Genomic DNA, 20,450 nt, shown 5'->3' with positions numbered 1-20,450 from the left:
ATGGCAATTGCCAGCTTAGCCAAATCCCAGCAATCATAGGAGATACATTATGTCTGAAATTCCAGCAGAACAAACACAAACAAACTTGACAACTCCAGAAATAACTACCGAAAGCTCAATTTCTGGGGTGGAAAACGTGAAAAATAGTTTGGGAAATGTCCTAAATAGTTGGAAATTGAAAGTAGGATTAGGAGTTGCTGTACTGTTTGCAGTGTCGTTATTTGCATTCTACTGGCAGCATATGATTGCAGTCGTAGGTATGAAGAGTTGGTCGGCGCGATCGGGAGCTAACCCAATCGAATGTATGGTAAGAGATACTAATAACGACGAGTATGTCAGTTGCAGCGCCCTCCTCGACCAGCAGATTGTCCCTCTTGAGTGCAGTTCGAGTTTGTTCAATATCGGCTGTCGAGTCAATTACGGAACTGCAGCACCAAATCCGAGACAAAACAGCCCTAGATCCTAGATAGAGCATCTGCAGCTTAGAGATGATTGTTGAAGGAACAGATTTGCTACTTAAAATATGGGAGTTACAAAAAAACTCTCACCGTGAAAATAGTCCAGCAATAAAGAGCGGAAAACTCTTGTTTTTCTTGTTGTAAATTAGCAGGTAAGTAGACTTACCTGCTATTGCCATTAGGTAATCTGTGATAGATGATGTGCGGCAGTATATTGGCGATCCGAAGGTTTTTGATGATACTACTTTGGTGGTGATAAAACAGAAATAGAGTTGCAAACCCCCTGGATCGATCGGCGGTTGAAATTGGGGATATTCAGGGGGGAACCTCCGCAACCGCCTCAAGCGGGCATTGCCCCTACTGTAGAAACTTTCGTCCCTAAGAAGCGGAGAGTCAAAAATAAAAATGGCAGCTTACCAAGGACTTCCGATTAGAGTGAAACTGCTCCAGTAGTAAGGATGAGAAAAATCTTGGTTTTCTTGTTGTAGGTTAGTCGGTAAATTCAAGTTGCCCGCTGTTGTAACTAACTGCCCGTTTGCGAGCCGAACTTTACGAGCAATCATCGCCTGTTGAGCAAGTTGCAGAGTTTCTGCCTTAGTTGTGGCTCCTCGCAACTGGTGGTAAAATTCGCTCATCAGCCCCAAAGTGCCTCCATCGTCAACATACCACAAACTCCCTAAAGCAGATTTTGCGCCGGATTTGACTGCTAAACCTCCAAAACCTAACTCGGCTTCCCGATCGCCCAAAGCAGTTCTACAAGCACTCAATACTAACAAGTCTACCTGCGGATTGCGCCAATTCAAACTCTCCATGCGATCGATCTGCAATTTGGAATTCCATAGTTGAATGTAGGAATTGCTTGGTTTTCCCGGTTTGAATTCAGCGTGAGTTGCTAGGTGAACGATCCGAAATCCTCCCTTGGCGTGTGCCGAGTTGAGATTATCTAAAGTGAAAGTGGAATTGAGGAAAGATGGGCTCTGCCACTGAGCCGAAATCGCCTGCAATTCGATCGGCACACTGGGCAAGGGGTTTTGATCGACAAATTCAGACCGTCCCATTGGTAGCACTGTGGCGTCTCTAACTGCTCTATAATCGGTATTAGTCGAACTAAAACTCGGAATTAGGCTAAAATTGTATTTTTCAATCAAGAAGCCTTTACCGTCGTGCAAAGCGGCAAAGGGCAGGCTTCGCAACCCCGGATCGACTGATAGTAACAAAGTCTGAATTCCTAAGTTTTGTAAGTCTGTTTCTAGGGGTGCGATCGCCCATTTATATAATTGCTGGGCGGTGGCTAGATAAGTGGTAGTAGTGCGTTTTGCGGGATTCGTGATTTCATTGCGAAACTCCTGGACGGTGGGGAATAAAGCTGCTCTATTGGCTTCTGGAACGCTGTAGTGAATCGGTCGCCCGACGGGAGGAACTAAAATTAGTTCCAGTCGATCTTCTCGCGACACTATGTAGATAATACCAGACCGCTTGCCGATTTGCCGTTCGATATTTTTTAAAGTTTGTTGAAAGGTCGAAATCAAGACATTTTCATCTGGAAGGTTGGGTTTTACCCCCAAGTATTCTCCAAATTCTTGATTCCTCATTTCTTCAATTCCCCAGACTATATTCTGTATGTCGTTGACTTCAAAAAGTCGATCGGGAGACGGAAGATATCCCAGAACTAAATTAGAAGTAGGGTTGACTGTAGGTGGTTGTTTTGATTCTGGTGGAGATGGTACGATGTCGCCGGGTAATTGACTGGTGATACTTTGATCGATGGTTAAAACTCGATCGGCTACACTACCGGGCTTGTCTAGCGATGAATTTTTGCCACGGCGTTGCAAGTCTCCTGCATCTAGGGTTGATGGTTGCCGTGCCGGTTTTGCTGTGGCTGCGGGCGATGCTGGTGTTGCTGGTGTGGGGACGGGTGCGATCGAGTTTAAGAACTCTTGTACAGATTCTAGGGCTGACGTTACCTGCTGATTTTCCTGCTGGATTCTCGGCTGATTGATGACCGTTTGCTGATTTTCTTGCTGAATTCTTGGCTGATTGATGACCGTTACCTGCTGATTTTCCTGCTGAATTCTCGGCTGATTGATGACCGTTAGTTGCTGATTTTCCTGCTGAATTGCTTCCGTTACCTGCTGATTTGTTCCAGTTGTCAGGGGAATTGTGGGCGGAATTGTTTGTGGAACGGTTTCCGTTGTCAGGGGAATTGTGGGCGGAATTGTTGGCGGAACGGTTTCCGTTGTCAGCGGAATTGTCGGAGGAATTGTTTGTGGAACGGTTTGCGGAATTGTCGGCGGAACTGTTTCCGTTGTCAGGGGAATTGTCGGCGGAATTGTTGGCGGAATTGTTGGCGGAATTGTTGGCGGAATTTTTGGCGGAACGGTTTGTGGAACGGTTGGCGGAATTGTTGGCGGAACGGTTGGCGGAATTGTTGGCGGAACGGTTTCCGTTGTCGGCGGAATTGTTTGTGGAACGGTTGGCGGAATTGTCGGCGGAATTGTCGGCGGAATTGTTTGTGGAACGGTTGGCGGAACGGTTGGCGGAATTGTTGGCGGAACGGTTGGCGTCGGGTCGATCGCATCATCAGTCGAAAATGCAATATTACCAACACTACTAGAACGCGGAAACGACTGCGATGTAATGGTAGATTGTCCCGTTGTAATTGCACCCGCCGTACCGTTGCTAGCAGCATCCCCCACCACAAACGGTTGAATCGGCGTCCCTCCATCTCCCCCAGCGTGTGTAATTGCGATATTTCCGCCACCTGTGCCGCCAGCAGTAGAAATGCTAGCAAATCCCGTCGGCGAAAGTGGTGTGGAAAAAGCACCCGTAGCGCGGAAAAAATTGCCTGTTATTGCTGTGACATCGCCACCGGTGCCGCCACTACCGCCTTGGGCATTGATAAACTCTACTTGAATATCGCCGATCGGATCTAAGAACACATTGCCGGCATTTCCGACTATACCGCTAGAGTTAATTTGTGCGGCCGTAATTGAACTTATCGCCTTAACCGTTATGTTTCCGCCACTGTTGCCCGATGTATTCAAATTGCCTGCGGTGAAATTGTTACCGCTTGTAAAGAGAATTTCTCCGCCATTAGTAGTAATATTTTTAACACTTATATCGCCCTTGGCAGTAAGATCGACTTTGGTGGCGGTGACATCTCCCGATAAGTTGACTTTTTCCGTGTTGGGTGCTGTCAATTGTTGCGCGTTAATTGTCGAGTTTCCTGTCACATTGCCAGCATTGTCGATCGCAAGATTTCCTAACTTGCTGGTGGCGCCCACCGCACCGTTGAAAGTGATGCTGCCGCTACCGGAGGCTAGAGTTAAGTTGCGGGCATTAATGCTGTCACTGTCGATCGCCCCCAAAGCAATATTTCCCCCTGCGGTACTAAATACCGCATCCTTTGTCAAAACCAAAGCATTGCTAATATTAATGTTGCCGTTATTCGTCGTAACATTTCCGCCTAATTTAGTATTTAAAGCTGTAATGTTAAAACCAGAATTGCTTTTAACATTACCCATGAATTCTGCATTCGATGCAGTAACATTAAAAATAGATAATGGCATTGTTTCACCGATATTTCCTTGCAGCAGCACATTACCATTCGCGGCATCTAAGCCCAACAGATGATTGCCGTCGATCGCACCTTTTATATTAATACTACCAACGCTGCTTTTGAGATCGACCTGGTTTCCTAGTTGAACGTTGCCCGTCAAATCTATATTGTTAGTTGTATTGATGCCATAGTTCAAATTAATGCTTGAACCTTGGAGAGCAACACTGCTGTTGTCAAGTCCGGTGATAGTTCCATCAAGTGCGATCGTACCAGTTCCCGTTTGAATATTTACTGGGTCTAAAAATGTGAGATTATAGGGAATACTAATATTGGCGCTGCTATCCGATCGCCCGATGGCGATCGAGCTAAATCCATTTTGAATCAAATTAAGTTCCGATGCAGTCAAATCTAAAGCGCTAGTATTGTTATCAATTCCGCCAACAACAATATTTTGTCCGGCTGTTGCGGGTTGCAGCGTTAGCGCGCCAGTACCAGAAACATTCCCAGAAAAATCAATTTCACTTGCCGTTAACGTCAGCGGGTTACTACCTGCCGATAAACTAGAACCGAAAGCAATAGTTGCATCTCCGAGTGTAAAATTTACAGGAGATTTTAATGTCACCGGACCGCTAAAACTAATGTTATCATTAGTTGTGGCGATATTTCCGCTAACCGCAACAGTTCCACCGCCATTTTGAATAAATGCACCGTCTAAATTCAGGTTATTCTCAATATTGAGATTTACCTTATTGGTGATTGTGAGCGTGCCGTCATTGGTGGTTGTTACACTTCCTTTTAGATTGACATTATCAGCCGCAATACCCAGATTGCCAGCTACGTCAACTGTATTGTTGAAAGTAATGTCGCTGCCTGAAAGAATCGAGTTTTTGGCAACAGTGACAGCATCTGCATAAGTTTGACTGCCGGTTGTAGTGACATTGCCACCTAAAGATATATTGCTGTTGGCAGTTAAATTAGTGAGAGGAGTTATTTCGCCGATCGCACTTTTGAAGGTAAGATTACCGCTAGCAGCCTTCACCGTCAAATCGCTGGTACCATCAACAGTATTATTGAAAGTAATGCTGTCACCTGAAAGAATCGGATTGTTGGCAATTGTAACTGCATCTTCGTAGGTTTGACTGCCGATTGTAGTGACATTTCCCTTGACTTGAGTTGTGCCGCCAGCATCTGCAGTCAAACTCGCGGTATTGACTGTTTGATTAAATGCGGTTGTTCCTGTAGAGTTAGCTATTAAATTGCCGATCGCACTTGCAGCACCAACTGCACCATTGAATGTCAGATTACCGCTAACCGCCTTCGCCGTCAAATCGCTGGTACCATCAACAGTATTATTGAAAGTAATGCTGTCACCTGAAATAATCGGATTGTTGGCAATTGTAACTGCATCTCCGTAGGTTTGACTGCTGATTGTAGTGACATTTCCCTTGACTTGAGTTGTGCCGCCAGCATCTGTAGTCAAACTCGCGGCATTGACTGTTTGATTAAATGCGGTTGTTCCTGTAGAGTTAGCCGTTAAATTGCCGATCGCACTTGCAGTACCAACTGCACCATTGAATGTCAGATTACCGCTAACCGCTTTCGCCGTCAAATCGCTGGTGCCGTCTACAGTATTATTGAAATTAATGTCGCTGCCTGCGAGAATCGGATTGTTGGCAATTGTAACTGCATCTCCGTAGATTTGAGGGCCGGTGGTTGTCACATTGCCATTGAGTTCAGTTTTGCCGCCAGCATTAGTGGTAAAACTGGTAGAAGTGACAGCATTAAATGTAGCTGTACCAGCACTGTTGACAGTGAGATTTCCTAATGGTGTGGTGTTGCCTACAGCACCTTGAACAGCAATATTTCCAGTGCCTGTTTCTAACGTAAGATTGCTGCTACCGTTAATATTATTATTCAACAGAATATTGCCACCTGCAAACTTGCCCGTTCCCACTAAAACTTGATTTTCAACTATGGCATTGCCGTTAATTGTGATATCTTGAGATAGGGTTGTAATATCGCCACTTAAGTTATTAGTTGTAGCATTCAGAGTGATTGAAGCATTATCAGTTCCCGAAATTGATTGATTTGACTTGACAAAAATAGTGCCTTGAGTATTGAAAGTCACAGGATCTGCAAAAGATACTGGCAAATTCTCTACAGTGATATTGCCTGTAGTAGTGTTCCCTCCGAAAACAATGGCACTAAAGCCATTACGCAATGAGGATAAAAAAGGTGCTCCTATATCGATCGCCTGCGGATCGAAAGGAAGTCCAGCCTGGAAGCGAATTCCGACATTCGGCGAAAATGGCTGAACAGAAAAACTTCCTTTCCCCTGTGCGGAACCTGCTCCCGAAAAGCCAATCTCATTGCCACTAATGCTAATATTTCCAGTACCGGGCAATCCATTAGCATCAATGCTATTTATTCCAACTTCATTGGGAGTTGCGATCGCAATATCTCCGCCGACACCGGAACTAGAACTAGAATTAACTACTCCTGAGTATGCAAAAATGTTGCCTGTTTTGCCAGTGAGTGTGATGTTTCCGCCATTGCCAGCAGTGGAACTGGAGTTAAGATTACTAGCGTTAATATTGTTGGCACTGAGTGTAATTAAGCCTCCATTTCCGGTACTGGATGTGGTATCAATTGCCCCTGCCGTCGTATCAATATCGCCATTAGTGCTGGTAAGGGCGATCGCCCGTCCGGGATTTCTCATACTACCAACGGTAATATTGCCTGTAGTTTTAATCGAAAAATCGATCGGACTCTTAACATCGAAAGAATTGATTGTTGTCAGGGAACGTAAAGGTATTGGATATCCAATAGGCCCGTTGACATTAATAACGCCGGTTCCCGCAGTCAAAACTAGGTTGCCATCGCCGTCAACCGTTCCCCCAAAATTAATGTCGCCTGCATTTGTTAGCCCAGTATTGAGAGTGACATTAGAACCCGTACCGAGAGAGACTTGGCCACCAAAGGTAATATTCTGTTCGTTGGTAAGAATATTTGCATTTAAGTTAGTCGTTGGAGCCTTAAAAGTAATTGAAGCGTTCTTTGCACCTGTAATGTTTCCATCGACTGCAATTGTCCCAGCTTGCATTGTGATGGGGTAATTAAAAGTAACACCAGCCGGGTCAATTGCGATCGCCCCCGTCCCATCCCCAATCACCAGGGAAAACCCTTTTAACGTATCGAGTTCCGTTTGGATTAGATTCAAAGGAGGAACGTCAGGTGTGTTCTGAGTACCGCCTATCAGAATACCTAAGCTTGGTGTCAGTGGCTGCAAAGTAATAATGCCCGTGCCATTGCCATTGACTTGAGTAGGCCCTAACAGTTGAATTTCATCGCCCGTCAAAGTGACATTGCCACCCAAAGCCGCATCAATCACACCGCCGAGGAGGTTAATAGGAATGGAATTGTTGTTAGCCTTTCCCGTAAAGCTAATATTACCCGTTCCCGTAGCTTGCACCGTTACCAGTGGGGCCAGGGGGAAGTGAATGCCGTCGTTGCTAGTTGAGGTCCCTAGACCGATACCAATTAAAGCAATATCTCCATTCTGCGATCGTACCGCGCCTGAGTTGAGCCAGATCCCGGAATTAATCGCCGTCCCTGCACTGCCCGTACCCTTCAACGTCACCTTTCCCAAGCCTGCGGTTTGGATTGTAGCACCACTATCTACATATATACCCTCGTTAGTAAACCCAGTCCCGCCACCAGTACCAGTCAGACTGACATTTCCAGAAGACGCTCTCACAGCGCCGGACCCAACTAATATCCCTTGATTGCCATCAGTCCCATTACTGCCAAAACCAGTCAGAGTCAGATTCCCGGTGCCTGTGGAGTCCACTACCCCTTGCACCACAATACCAGTGTTGTTGCCCGCACTCCCCTTACCTGTTCCAGTCAGGGTGATATCTCCATTCTGCGATTTTACCGTGCTGGGATTATCAATAGTTATCCCTTGATTGCCATCCGTCCCATTTCCTCCCATCCCGGTGATGGTGACAGTCCCATTCCCCACCGTTGAATCCACTGTAGAGTTGACTATTCTAACGCCAGTGTTGTTGGTTAAAGTCCCAGCACCCTTACCAGTCAGGTTTATATTTCCCCCAGCCCCTACTGTACTGCCGTCAATAGATATCCCTCGATTATTAAATGTCCCGTTTCCGCCAATACCGTTGAAAGTAATACTTCCTGTCCCCGTCGATTCCACTGTGCTGGTACTAATAGATATCCCTTGATTATTAAATGTCCCGTTCCCGCCAGTACCATTGAGAGTAATATTCCCTGTCCCGGTCGATCGCACTGTGCTGGTAGCATTAATATTAATTCCGCTGTTGTCGCTTCCAGTTCCGCTTCCAGTTCCTTTGAGGCTAATATTTCCATTGAGCGATCGAACTGTGCTGGCCCCATCTATAAATATCCCTATATTGCCATTAGTCCCATTTCCGCCAGTTCCAGTCATGGTAATACTACCTGTTCCCGTTGATTCCACCACACCACTGGAGAACAGATAAATGCCTTGTCCAATCCCCTTACCGCTACCAGTCAAGGTGATATCGCCGTTCACTGAACTTATCGTAGGCCCGCGCAACACTACTCCTGAACTATTCAGACTGCTACCGCTAGTTCCATTGAGAGTAATATTCCCGCTTCCAGTAGTTTTTAGTGTGGTGGTAGCACCCAAAATAGAAATACCCGTGTTGCTTGCCGTATTTCCTGCACTACCATTCAGGTCAATTTTTCCACCTCCGGCATTAATTGTGCTGCCCTGGATATCGATTCCATTCCCCAACACAGCATTCCCCTGACCATTTCCCAGGAAATTGCCGCCGTTTGTATCGATCGTCGAACTAAGAATCTGGAGACGACCACCATTTAGATTATCGCTATCAGCATTGAGAGTAATATTGCCTCCCTGAGTTGTGATATTGGTATTAACATTAATATTATTGTTAGCATTCAGAGTTAGGGAATTACTATTAGCCCATGAAACCGGAGCGCTGACTGTAATATCGCCTTGGTTCGGAGAAGCCGACGCCGTGGAAATAGTCACATTTCCCAAGCCTAGCTGTATTTGCAGCGTCCCATTATTAATTGTAGAAGTACCAGCCGATGGCGTAAATGCTCCCCCTGCTAAAGTGCCGCCTGCATCCGCACCTGCGCTAATAGTGATATCAGTAGGATCTAATAATAAAGTGCCAGCAATCCCAAAGGTCGATCGCAAATCAACTAATCCTTGAAAATCCAGCGATTGCTTTCCCGACACTTCCACAAAGCCGCCATTCCCAGAAAACAACCCACCTCTCGCCGTAATATTGCCATTAAAGCGAGTAGTTTCATCCGCCCAAACTATTACTCGCCCGCCATTCCCATTACTAATAGCATCAGCATTAATCGTCGAATCGCTGCTGACAAAAGTCCGCGAAGCATTGGGCACAGTCCCCAAACCCTGATAATCTCCGCCAATCAGTACATTACCGCCGCCGTTAATCCCAGAAGCATCGATATTGCCTGCAATAACTCCTACTTGGTCGCCTAAAATATTTACAGTACCGCCAGTGTTGCCAGAGACATTGATACTGCCGGATGCGATCGTAGTTCCTGCACTTACCGGCACAGAAGCATTCCCTGTCAACACAACTTCGCCATTAGGATTTACCGTCAAACCCGTCGCCTGTGCCACACCTTGTCCAGTCAGCAACTCCGGCAAAGATAACACGGGCTGCGTCCAATTATTCGGCAACGAACCTTGGTTAGCGGTCGGCTGAATATCCAAGCTCAATAAATTTCCAGCTTGACTAATTCGCACCAAATTGTTACCTGGTACGGCGCTGATGAGAATATTGCCGCTAGGCGCAGTTAGCTGACCATTATTGACAACCGTACCGCCAATCAAAGTTAGATTTTGACCTGGTGTCACCGCCAAATTGCCTGTATTGACAATGCTTCCACCTTGCAAATTTGTAAACGCAAAACTGTTCGGCGTCCCGATGAAAGTTGCCCAATTGTTATTGCCGATCGCACTAAACCACTGATTGTTTCCAAAACCAATCCCTGTCGCCGTAGTAGCATTAAAAGATCCCGGCACGTTCAGACTGGCATTCGGTCCGAAAATCATGCCTGCCGGATTCATCAAAAATAAATTAGAATTGCCACCCGTAACTTGAATTAAGCCATTTATTAAAGAAGGATTACCTCCAGTAATCCTTCCCAAAATATTTTGAATATTGGGATTCGTCAGAAAGTTAGCAGTTTGAGCCTCGCTGAGGCCAAACTGAGTAAAACTGTGAAAAAGATTAGCCCCATCTCCGCTGAATGCCCCCCCGGAAATGTCGTAGCGGTTGCCGTTGGGAGTAACAACTGTGTTAGTGCCGTCTGGTGCAGGGGCGATGGGTTGCGCGTTTGCCGAACCCGCCGCTGCACTCAGCCAGCTAACAATGAATAACCATCCGAGCAAATGCAGTCTGTTGGCTGTCATTGTGTTTAAAGATTCTGCTTAAAGTGCGATCGTATTTCTTTATCTTATTTTTACTCATAAAAATTACTCATGTCAATAGGAGCCACCTATTTTGGGCTGCCGAATAATTAGGATGGGACAAGGAAATGTATGTGTTTAATTACTAGAATTTACGTATAAACAGTTTTTTTACTACAAGTCAGGCGCGGGAAATGAAACTTGGTTTATTGTTTCCACTTTCACTGCTTCCCTCACGGAATTATCTTAAAAAACATGGTTTATGCGTCCGGGACTGTGGGGGAAAATATGGCGCGGAATGCGAGGGTTAGGGGTTTAAAAAAATTGGAATTTTAGTCAAAACTACGTAAGTTCCGATCGCCTGTTATACAGCTTGCTTAGAGTGGTCAAAAAGTCGCTCAAATTCCTACTCGCGGTCGCCGCCACTTCCTTCTGCATCAGCAGAGCAGCTTGCAGCCCGCTTTCATGAACAACGAACCCAACAGCCGACTTTCTCTCAAAAACTTTATATTTTATGGATGAACTTTACCAAAACTTTATAAAGGTCGAGTAAAATTTTTATGTATTTTTGATAAAAGCCAATATTTGCAAGTCTTGCACTCAACTTTAGACCGTTACCGAAACTAAGTAAATGTAGTAGGTTGGAAGTCTAGGCAGGATGAAAATCTTGCTCTGACAGATTAAACTGTGTCAATCTGGTGTCAGTGAAAACTCTTAGAAGAAGCACTCATTTACTCCAAAACACCCTTAAGTGAGATCTATATGTAGATTCACTGGTGTGGAGCCTCTTCTTTAGGTTTGACGATCGTCCTAAATATAGCAGGCTCGCGATCGTCGATTCGCGTCACGGGAACATGGCATTTAGTGCATTTTGTGCCTTACTACCTAACAATACTGGAGGAATCAGGGTTATGACTACCTTAACGCTAGTCAAAAAAACATCTTTTACAGTCGTCAGCTTGGCAACCACAATGTTGCTCAGCATCTGCACGCCCGTCCGAGCTTTCATGTTTGGCACTGGCGGCATCCAGTTCGATCGAGATACAAAGATCGACTTTAGATTTAACAACTCTCGCAGCCCTTACCAGTCAAGCTTGTGGGTGGCCCAAGCTGAGTCAGGAAACAATGGCTACACCAACATCGCCCGGCTGTTTTACGAGACTAAACCCTCAGATAACGGCTCTGCCAACAACTGGGAAGCAACATTCGGCAACGCAATCACCTCGGACAACGGCTCCATCACCCAAACCTTCACATTTTTGCAGGATCAAATTTATGCCCTGCTACTGTGGAGCGACACGGGTACCGGCAAGCCTTTCGAGCAATACGTCTCCTCGAGTACCTTCATGAACAGCCCCCAATGGTGGGCCGCCGGCACCCAGTTCCGAAGAGAGGAATGTCTGGTGGCGGGATGTCAGCTTGCTGTGTTTGGTGACTTTATGCTCGACTACAACTCCAGCGACTCATTTGCAAACGTCAACGGCGGTAAAGGCCCAGAGCAATTTTCATCGCTCGCAATGGCCGAACTGGCTAATGGCACACAACTCTCCTTTGACGATGCCAAACCAGGAACCGAGCTTGACTTCAAAGACTTCACCGTGTCGGCTGAGTTAGTCTCCGAACCTGTCCCCGAACCTCTGACAGTGTTCGGGACTATTGTGGGGATCGGGGCTTTGGCTGCAGCTCGCAGGAAAAAAAAGCGAGGGCAGCAACCATAAAGATGACTATTAACCAGCCCCATACAAATCTAAATAGTGCGTCTGTTCAGTGGTACTCTGAGAAATAGCATTTCTAAATGTTAAGACTTTTTCCATAACGGGAAAAATAGCATCCTAACAAAGGCACTATTCATGGTATCCACCGCAGAAAAAACGAACGTAGGCTACATCACCCAAATCATCGGGCCAGTTGTAGACGTAAAATTCCCAGGCGGCAAACTGCCCCAAATCTATAACGCTCTCACAATTTCCGGCAAAAACGAAGCAGGTCAAGACGTTGCCGTTACCTGCGAAGTTCAACAACTGCTCGGAGACAGCCAAGTGCGCGCCGTTTCCATGAGTACCACCGACGGCTTGGTGCGTGGCATGGAAGTAGTAGATACCGGGGAAGCGATCCAAGTTCCCGTCGGAATCCCAACTCTCGGCCGGATTTTTAACGTCATCGGTCAACCCGTAGACAACCTCGGCCCGGTCAATACTTCCGAAAGTATGCCCATCCACCGCAACCCGCCGGCTTTCACCGAACTGGAAACCAAGCCTTCGGTGTTTGAAACAGGGATCAAGGTGATTGACCTGCTCGCGCCCTACCGTCGCGGTGGCAAAATCGGTTTGTTCGGCGGCGCAGGCGTCGGCAAAACCGTGATTATGATGGAACTCGTCAACAACATCGCCAAGGCTCACGGTGGCGTGTCCGTGTTCGGTGGTGTGGGCGAGCGCACCCGCGAAGGTAATGACCTCTACAAAGAAATGATCGAGTCGGGGGTTATTGACGAAGAAGACCGCAGCAAGTCAAAAATTGCTCTGGTTTACGGTCAAATGAACGAGCCGCCTGGTGCTCGGATGCGCGTGGGCCTGTCGGCTCTGGCGATGGCCGAATACTTCCGTGATGTCAGCAAGCAAGACGTGCTGCTGTTCATTGACAATATCTTCCGGTTTGTGCAAGCGGGTTCTGAGGTATCGGCTCTGTTGGGTCGGATGCCTTCGGCTGTGGGATATCAGCCGACTCTCGGTACAGACATGGGCGACTTGCAAGAACGGATTACTTCGACTACCGAAGGTTCCATTACTTCGGTTCAAGCTGTGTACGTACCTGCGGATGACTTGACTGACCCCGCACCGGCTACGACTTTTGCTCACTTGGACGCTACAACTGTGTTGTCTCGCGGTTTGGCTGCGAAGGGGATTTATCCTGCGGTTGACCCGCTGGATTCTACGTCTACGATGTTGCAAGTTAGCGTTGTCGGCGAAGAGCACTATGGTGTTGCTCGTCAGGTGCAGTCTACTCTGCAACGCTATAAGGAATTGCAAGACATTATTGCGATTTTGGGCTTGGACGAGCTGTCGGAAGATGACCGCTTGACAGTTTCTCGCGCTCGCAAAATTGAACGTTTCTTGTCTCAACCGTTCTTTGTGGCTGAAGTGTTCACCGGTTCCCCCGGCAAGTACGTCAAGCTGGCAGACACCATTAAGGGCTTCCAGATGATTTTGGCTGGCGAACTTGATGAATTACCGGAACAAGCTTTCTATTTGGTGGGCGATATCAACGAGGCGATCGCCAAAGCTGAAAAAATGAAAGCTGACGCCAAGTAATTTTAGTCATGAGTCAGTAGTCAGTAGTCATGAGTCATGAGTCAGTAGTTATTAGTTATTTGTTATTAGTTATTGGTTATTGGTAACAACTGACAACTGACAACTGACAACTGACAACTGATAACTGACAACTGACAACTGCAACTGACAACTGACAACTGACAACCGACAACTGACAATTTATGACATTAACTGTGCGCGTAGTGGCCCCAGACAAAACTGTTTGGGATTCTAATGCTGAAGAAGTAATTCTGCCGAGCACCACAGGCCAATTGGGTATCTTGAGCGGTCACGCTCCGATGTTGACAGCTTTGGATACCGGAGTGATGCGCGTCCGTCCCGGCAAGGAATGGGTGTCTATTGCTCTGATGGGCGGCTTTGCAGAAATCCAAGAAAACAAAGTTACTATTCTTGTCAACGGCGCTGAAAAAGGCGAAACCATTGATAAAGAAGCTGCTCGTACTGCTTACACCGAAGCAGAAGCTCGTTTGGAAAAGGCTACTAGCGGCACTTTGCAAGAGCAAATTCAAGCTAAGCAAGCAATCAAACGCGCGAGAGCTCGTTTCCAAGCTGCCGGCGGCACGCTCTAGCTCTCAGGGTAAGGACATAGTGCTTTTGTAGTAGGGACACAACATTGTTGTGTCCCTACTGTTTTGCTCGCGTTGTGTCCCTAATGTTATGCTAAACTCCCGCCTCGGACAATAGAGATTGCATTGTTTCCCAAGATAACCCCTGCTGAAGATAGCGGGGGTTATTTGGATTGTAGGGGCTCTCCACGCGATCGACACTGACAATTTTTGCTTCCTCCGGCAAAACAGGAACGTCTGGATCGAAAGCGGTCGATCGCGTCAGGGAACTAGAAAAGCCTTTAAAAATAGCAATTTCATCGAATTCGCCGTCAATTTGGGCCTTGATGATTAAAACTTCGTGCGATCGTTTTACCGTGTATTGTTCCAAACGGCGAGCAATAGAGTCAGCCATAGCAAATCTCACTTTCCTGAAATTTGCTACAATATAGCTTAATTTTGCGCCTAATTTCAGCTACAGACAGCTAATTTTTTATTTTTAATAATACCTTTTTTAACAGCATGAAGTAAGCGGACATAATATAAATCCTGTAAAAAACATCTGCAATGTTTTCATCCGGCAAAACATACTTGTCGGATATTCTATGAGCCACAGAAAGATTGGGTTTCAATTATCGATCGTTGTCCCGTTGAATTTTTATTAAACAGCGTTGGGCTGGGGATACAGGCTGCTATTTATGTTAGTTTTTTGCTTGAAATTAGCTCTGGTCAGTGGCAACTCAAAGCTAATAAATAACTGTTTACTAGGCTAAAATTCTAGTTAGTTGCTCAATTTTATAGCCTTTGGGAGATCGAGAAAAATATATGTGCCTATTTGTCGTTTGAGTCACAGTAAAATGCAAAAAATCTGCCGTGTCGGTATTTGAAATTTATGATGCAGAAACAGAACAAAGCATTGAACTAAAACAGGAAACTGCTGCTGAATTTCAAAAAGGTCTGGAGCTTTATTTCGAGCAAAATTTTCCTTAATCGCAAAAATTATTCAGTAAGATTTGCGAAAGAAATCCTCAAGATAGGTTAGCAGCAATTTACTGCCAGCGCTCTCTAAAGAATGGAATGTATGGAGTGCCTGAAGGATGGTCGGGAATAGAAGCTTTGGATGAAAAGTAGTGATACAGATATATTGTATGTGAACATCGGTAGGGATAGGGCAATACCTTGTCCGGCGCGGAGAGTAGGACAAGGTATTGCCGTGTCCGTATGGTTCGCTTTGACTTTTAATAATTTGGTAAAAGATTAAGGATTGTAGAAACTAGATCGGGTCTTCCTTGGGTAAGTTGTGTTTAAGTACAAAATGGTTTATAATTTTTACCACTGCTCAGCCTTCGCTCCAAGTATTAACTGGGTTTTTCAACCTAAAGTAATGTTATGTCCACTCTTTCTCTCAAGCACTTAGTGGCAAAACTTTCAAGAAAAGCAACGCTGCAAACCGTACTCATAGTTCCGTTTGTCTTGCAAGTATTTGCAGCGGTGGGTATTGTGGGGTATTTATCATTTAGGAACTCTCAAAGAGCAGTAAATGACCTTGCGGGTCAGTTGATGGGGGAGGTGAGCAATCGCATCGAGCAAAATTTGAGAACTTATCTGCAAACTCCGCACCAAATCAATCAAAGCAAGCTGGATGCAGTGAAACTGGGTTTTGTGAACATGAAAGACTTGTCAGCTTGGGAAAAGTATCTGTGGCGGCAAGTGCAATTATATCCCTATATCAATTTTACGTCGATCGCTAATCAAGATGGAGAATATCGCACCGGCGAAAAGATGTCGAACGGCACTTTATTGATTAACGCATCGGGCCCTTCTACAAATTTTGATTTTTATTCTTACAATACTAATGATACGGGCGATCGCACCACAGTAGCAGCCTCTGTCAAAAACTTCGACATCCGACAGCACCCTTCCTACGCCTATGCCGCTCTAGCAATTAAACCAACTTGGAGTTCAGTTTATATATCCTTCCTAGAACCCACATTGATCCTCAGCGCGCTGCAACCAGTTTACAACAGCCAGAAACAGCTAGAAGGAGTATTAATTGCTGCGTTGCGTCTCGACAGTATCGGTCAATTTTTAAACAGCCTTAAAATAGGCAAATCTGGTCAAACTTTTATTATCGAAAGAAACGGCACGCTGCTGGCAACTTCCACACCCGAAAAACCTTTCCGCACCAAAAACGGTAAAAAAGAACTATTTAAAGTTACAGAAAGCAGCGACCCAGTAACGCAAACTACAGCTAAATATTTAGAAAATCACTTTAACAACTTGCACAAAATTACAAAATCACAGCAAATAAATGTTGAGATAAACGGCCAGCAGAAATTTTTAAAAGTCCTGCCCTTCCAAGACGACAATGGTTTAGATTTGCTGATTGTCGTTGTCGTTCCCGAAGCAGACTTTATGGAACAAATTCAGGCCGGCAACCGAACTACAGTGTTGCTATGTCTGGCAGCTTTGGGCATGGCAAGTGTGTTAGGACTTCTCACTTCTCGCTGGATTATTCAACCTCTTATAAAATTAAAAAATGCAGCAATAGCTTTGTCTGAAGGACAATTTGACCAAACTGTAAAGCTCGATCGTTCCGACGAGTTGGGCGTACTTGCCGCTGCTTTTAACAGCATGGCAGCACAATTGCAAGCATCATTTACTGCCTTAGAAACTAAAAATACCGAATTGCAGCGACTCGACAAACTGAAAGACGAATTCTTAGCCAATACTTCCCATGAACTCCGCACTCCCCTCAACGGCATTATTGGGATTGCAGAATCTTTAATAGACGGTGCTACCGGACAACTGCCAGAATCTACAAATTTTAACTTAGCTTTGATTTCCTCCTCGGGCAAAAGATTGTCTTCTTTAATTAACGATCTTTTAGATTTTTCTCAGCTCAAACACAAAACTATAGAACTGCAAATTAAGTCCGTCGGTCTTCGAGAAATAGTCTCTGTAATTGTTACTCTGTCTCAGCCATTAGTAGGCAAAAAAAACTTGCAATTGATTAACTCAGTTGCTCCTGAATTGCCGCCAATAGCAGCCGACGAGAATCGCTTGCAGCAAATACTTTACAACTTAATCGGCAATGCGATTAAATTTACCGAAAGTGGTCGAATAGAAATTTCCGCAGAATTGGTAACGGGCAGCGCACAATCACCGTCTAATTCCCAATTAGCCATTACTGTATCTGATACGGGCATTGGCATCCCCGAAGATAAATTAGACCGAATTTTTGAATCCTTTGAACAAGCTGACGGTTCTACTGCTAGAGAATATGGCGGCACTGGTTTAGGGTTAACGGTTGCCAAGCAATTAGTTGAATTGCACGGAGGGCAAATAGGGGTATCTTCAACTGTAGGCGTCGGTTCCCAATTCATCTTTACTTTGCCCGTATCTGAGAGTCAGCCAGATTTTAGTAGCATACAGCCGCGTTTAACCGAGGGTTCTCCCATTTTAATCACTCCTGAATTCGCGGGCAAATCCTCTATAATAAATTCTCAGCTATCAGACAATAGCGACTTCCTAGAAAGTGAAAAGCTCAAAGTTTTGGTGGTCGATGATGAACCCATTAATATTCAGGTCATTATCAACAGTCTTTCTCTAGCAAACTATGAGATAACTCAAGCGAGCAACGGCTTAGAAGCTTTAAATCTGATTGTTGAATCAGGATTTAAGCCAGACTTAATTTTACTCGACGTAATGATGCCGCAGATGACGGGCTATGAAGTGTGTCGAGAAGTTCGCAAAAAATACTCGCCTTTAGAAATGCCGATTCTGATGTTGACGGCTAAAAATCAAACTACTGACTTGGTAGAAGCTTTTAACTTAGAAGCCAATGATTATGTAACTAAACCTTTTATAAAAAAGGAATTGTTGGCGAGAATTAACACGCAAATTCGCCTAGCGAAACTGAATGCAGCCTACGGCAGGTTTGTGCCACACGATTTTCTAAACTTGCTGGAAAAGCCGAGTATTATTGAAGTAAAATTAGGCGAGAATCAGGAAAGAGAGATGACCGTGTTGTTTGCTGATATTCGTTCGTTTACGGCGCTTTCCGAAAAGATGACACCACCTGAAAATTTTGCATTTATTAATACTTACTTAGGCAGAGTTAGCCCTGCCATCAGGAAAAATAACGGATTTATTGATAAATACATTGGTGATGCAGTCATGGCACTGTTTCCTACATCTCCAGAGGATGGTGTGCGAGCAGCAATTGATATGCAAAAAGAAGTGAATATCTACAACCAGCAGCGAGAAAAAAATAGCTTGTTTCCGATCGCGATCGGCGTCGGTTTACACGCCGGCAATTTGATGTTGGGTACAATTGGCGAGCGAGAACGGATGGAAAGTACGGTGATTGCTGATGCGGTGAATCTCGCGTCTCGTTTGGAAGGATTGACTAAGGTTTACGGCGCGGGCATTCTAGTTAGCGGTGCAATTATCGATCGCCTAGACGATCCACAAAAATATAAGTACAGATTTGTCGATCGAGTAACGGTAAAAGGAAAGACAAATGCTGTGTCGGTGTTTGAAATTTACGAAACAGAAACAGAGCAGAGCATTGTACTTAAGCAGCAAACGGCGGAGGTTTTTCAAGAAGCTCTCAATTTTTACTACGACCAAAAGTTTGTTGCCGCCCAAAAAGCATTTCAGAATATTTTACAAATCAATCCAGACGATCGGGTAGCAATGCTGTATTTCAAACGAGCTCGCAAGTATCGAATGTACGGAGCGCCGGAGGGGTGGTGCGGGGTGGAAACTTCGACGGAGAAATAGGGCGCGCACTGCACGCCCTAATCTCTTTAAAAGATGCTTGCACCAACTTTAAAATATAGTTGTACAAACTCCTAATTTATTCCAAGTTTTGGGGCCGACAATGCCGTCCGCAACGATTTTTTGTTGCTTTTGAAAATTGATGACTGCTTGTTCGGTTTTCGCGCCGAATCCTCCATCAGTAGTTACGGAAAATCCGCTAGCATTCAAGAGTCGCTGAAGGTAGCGAACGTCCTCATTTTGGGTGACGCCATCGTTGCGTTTCAGTAGGGGAAAATAACGGCAGGAAGGTAATTCCATGTGAATTGCGTTTGTGGTTTGCATAGTTTGAGTCTCCATTGGTTGTTTGCAAGTTGTTTAAAAGCAGGGCAGCGGGAAAAGATGTTAATTAATAGTCCTGGATGTACTTTTGACGGACCTAAACGAGGTTTGGGCTTCGCTTAACCACCAGATTGTTTAGCGTTTCTGGGGGCGTAAAGGAAGTATTGCTGTGAAAAAAAACAGTTTCTTGCTACCCGTGCACCTAGGATTAGTTAACTTGGATTTAACATCCCGGTTCACCTGTATAACAAGCGCCTAATAGACTCCAAGTTTGAGGGCCGACAATGCCATCAACAGCAATCTTATTTTCCTTTTGAAATTTGATGACTGCTTGTTCAGTTTTTGGGCCAAAGAATCCATCAGTTGCGACGGGATATCCGTTTTTAACTAAGGATTGTTGGAGATAGCGCACGTTTTGATTGGCAGTGGTGCTATTATTGCGTTGCAGTGTGGGCAGTGAATAGCAAAGAGGCAATTGAGCGTAAATTGAATTTGTGGTTTGCATGGTTTGATTGGGGATTAGTGGTTTGCAAGTCCTTTGAACTTGCTATTCCCCAGTTGTAGCTGTGGGGGGAAGTGCTTTAACAGTCACTTTTTATAGTGACGCTTATCTGGGGTAGCTCAGATGAGTGACAGGCAGCTATCAAATCCGTTTTGTATAAAATAATTGTCAAAGGTAAACAGCAGCGACTTTCGATTTTTTATCAACTTTTAGCATCTTTGCCATCAGCCCCAGACCATAAGTAAGGCGGAGCCGAAAAACGCCCCTATGTAAACGAGGGCAAAGTCTCCAAAGGCTCTCTACTGGCTGACTTAAAGCTGTTTACATAGTGTTGCATTATGCTGTTTAATTCCGTATACCTTCTTACCTGTACGGCTGTTGGTGTCGGGATGGGGTAGTGCCCTGAAGGAAAGGATCAAGAGAATTAAACTTAATTCAAAGAAAGTAGGCGTTTAGAGTTGTAAATTAGC

Annotated in this window: 9 protein-coding genes; 5 read left to right on the top strand and 4 right to left on the bottom strand. The window is 45.2% G+C overall.

Features of this window, described 5'->3' with window-relative positions:
* Positions 1-49 precede the first annotated feature (49 nt).
* Positions 50-466 carry a hypothetical protein gene (locus QUA45_RS20310; protein WP_333100448.1) on the top strand — a complete coding sequence of 139 codons (417 nt, stop codon included), beginning with the start codon at positions 50-52 and terminating at the stop codon, positions 464-466.
* Positions 467-871: 405 nt separating this feature from the next.
* Here the strand turns inward: QUA45_RS20310 and QUA45_RS20305 are convergent, their stop codons facing one another.
* Positions 872-10,501 carry a CHAT domain-containing protein gene (locus QUA45_RS20305; protein ID WP_333221965.1) on the bottom strand — a complete coding sequence of 3,210 codons (9,630 nt, stop codon included), beginning with the start codon at positions 10,499-10,501 and terminating at the stop codon, positions 872-874.
* Positions 10,502-11,409: 908 nt separating this feature from the next.
* Here QUA45_RS20305 and QUA45_RS20300 point away from each other — a divergent pair.
* The 3 genes from QUA45_RS20300 (at position 11,410) to atpC (ending at position 14,396) form a co-directional block, all read left to right on the top strand.
* Positions 11,410-12,216 carry a PEP-CTERM sorting domain-containing protein gene (locus QUA45_RS20300; RefSeq protein WP_333100444.1) on the top strand — a complete coding sequence of 269 codons (807 nt, stop codon included), beginning with the start codon at positions 11,410-11,412 and terminating at the stop codon, positions 12,214-12,216.
* Between the two features lie 132 nt (positions 12,217-12,348).
* The gene (gene atpD / locus QUA45_RS20295) at positions 12,349-13,806 is read left to right on the top strand and encodes a F0F1 ATP synthase subunit beta (RefSeq protein ID WP_006635884.1); all 1,458 of its coding nucleotides are present in this window, start codon (positions 12,349-12,351) and stop codon (positions 13,804-13,806) included.
* 182 nt (positions 13,807-13,988) lie between these two features.
* Entirely contained in the window at positions 13,989-14,396 is a 408-nt protein-coding gene (gene atpC / locus QUA45_RS20290; protein WP_006635885.1) for an ATP synthase F1 subunit epsilon, read from the top strand.
* 91 nt (positions 14,397-14,487) lie between these two features.
* On the opposite strand, the gene QUA45_RS20285 is transcribed toward atpC, so the two are convergent.
* Positions 14,488-14,787 carry a DUF7734 family protein gene (locus QUA45_RS20285; protein ID WP_333100442.1) on the bottom strand — a complete coding sequence of 100 codons (300 nt, stop codon included), beginning with the start codon at positions 14,785-14,787 and terminating at the stop codon, positions 14,488-14,490.
* 974 nt (positions 14,788-15,761) lie between these two features.
* On the opposite strand from QUA45_RS20285, the gene QUA45_RS20280 reads away from it, so the two are divergent.
* Positions 15,762-19,160 (top strand): ATP-binding protein, encoded by a 3,399-nt coding sequence (locus QUA45_RS20280; RefSeq protein WP_333221964.1) that lies wholly within the window; start codon positions 15,762-15,764, stop codon positions 19,158-19,160.
* A gap of 48 nt (positions 19,161-19,208) precedes the next feature.
* Here the strand turns inward: QUA45_RS20280 and QUA45_RS20275 are convergent, their stop codons facing one another.
* Both QUA45_RS20275 and QUA45_RS20270 read right to left on the bottom strand, forming a co-directional pair.
* Complete coding sequence (locus tag QUA45_RS20275) at positions 19,209-19,481, bottom strand: peptidoglycan-binding domain-containing protein (RefSeq protein WP_333100438.1); 273 nt, start codon at positions 19,479-19,481, stop codon at positions 19,209-19,211.
* A 220-nt stretch (positions 19,482-19,701) separates the two neighbouring features.
* The gene (locus QUA45_RS20270; protein WP_333100436.1) at positions 19,702-19,983 is read right to left on the bottom strand and encodes a peptidoglycan-binding domain-containing protein; all 282 of its coding nucleotides are present in this window, start codon (positions 19,981-19,983) and stop codon (positions 19,702-19,704) included.
* Between the last annotated feature and the right edge of the window lie 467 nt (positions 19,984-20,450).

The sequence above is a fragment of the Microcoleus sp. Pol12A5 genome, assembly GCF_036701435.1.
Taxonomy (GTDB): Bacteria; Cyanobacteriota; Cyanobacteriia; order Cyanobacteriales; family Microcoleaceae; genus Microcoleus.
Note: the sequence above shows the minus strand (reverse complement) of the source record. Positions and strands in the feature narration are given on the sequence as shown.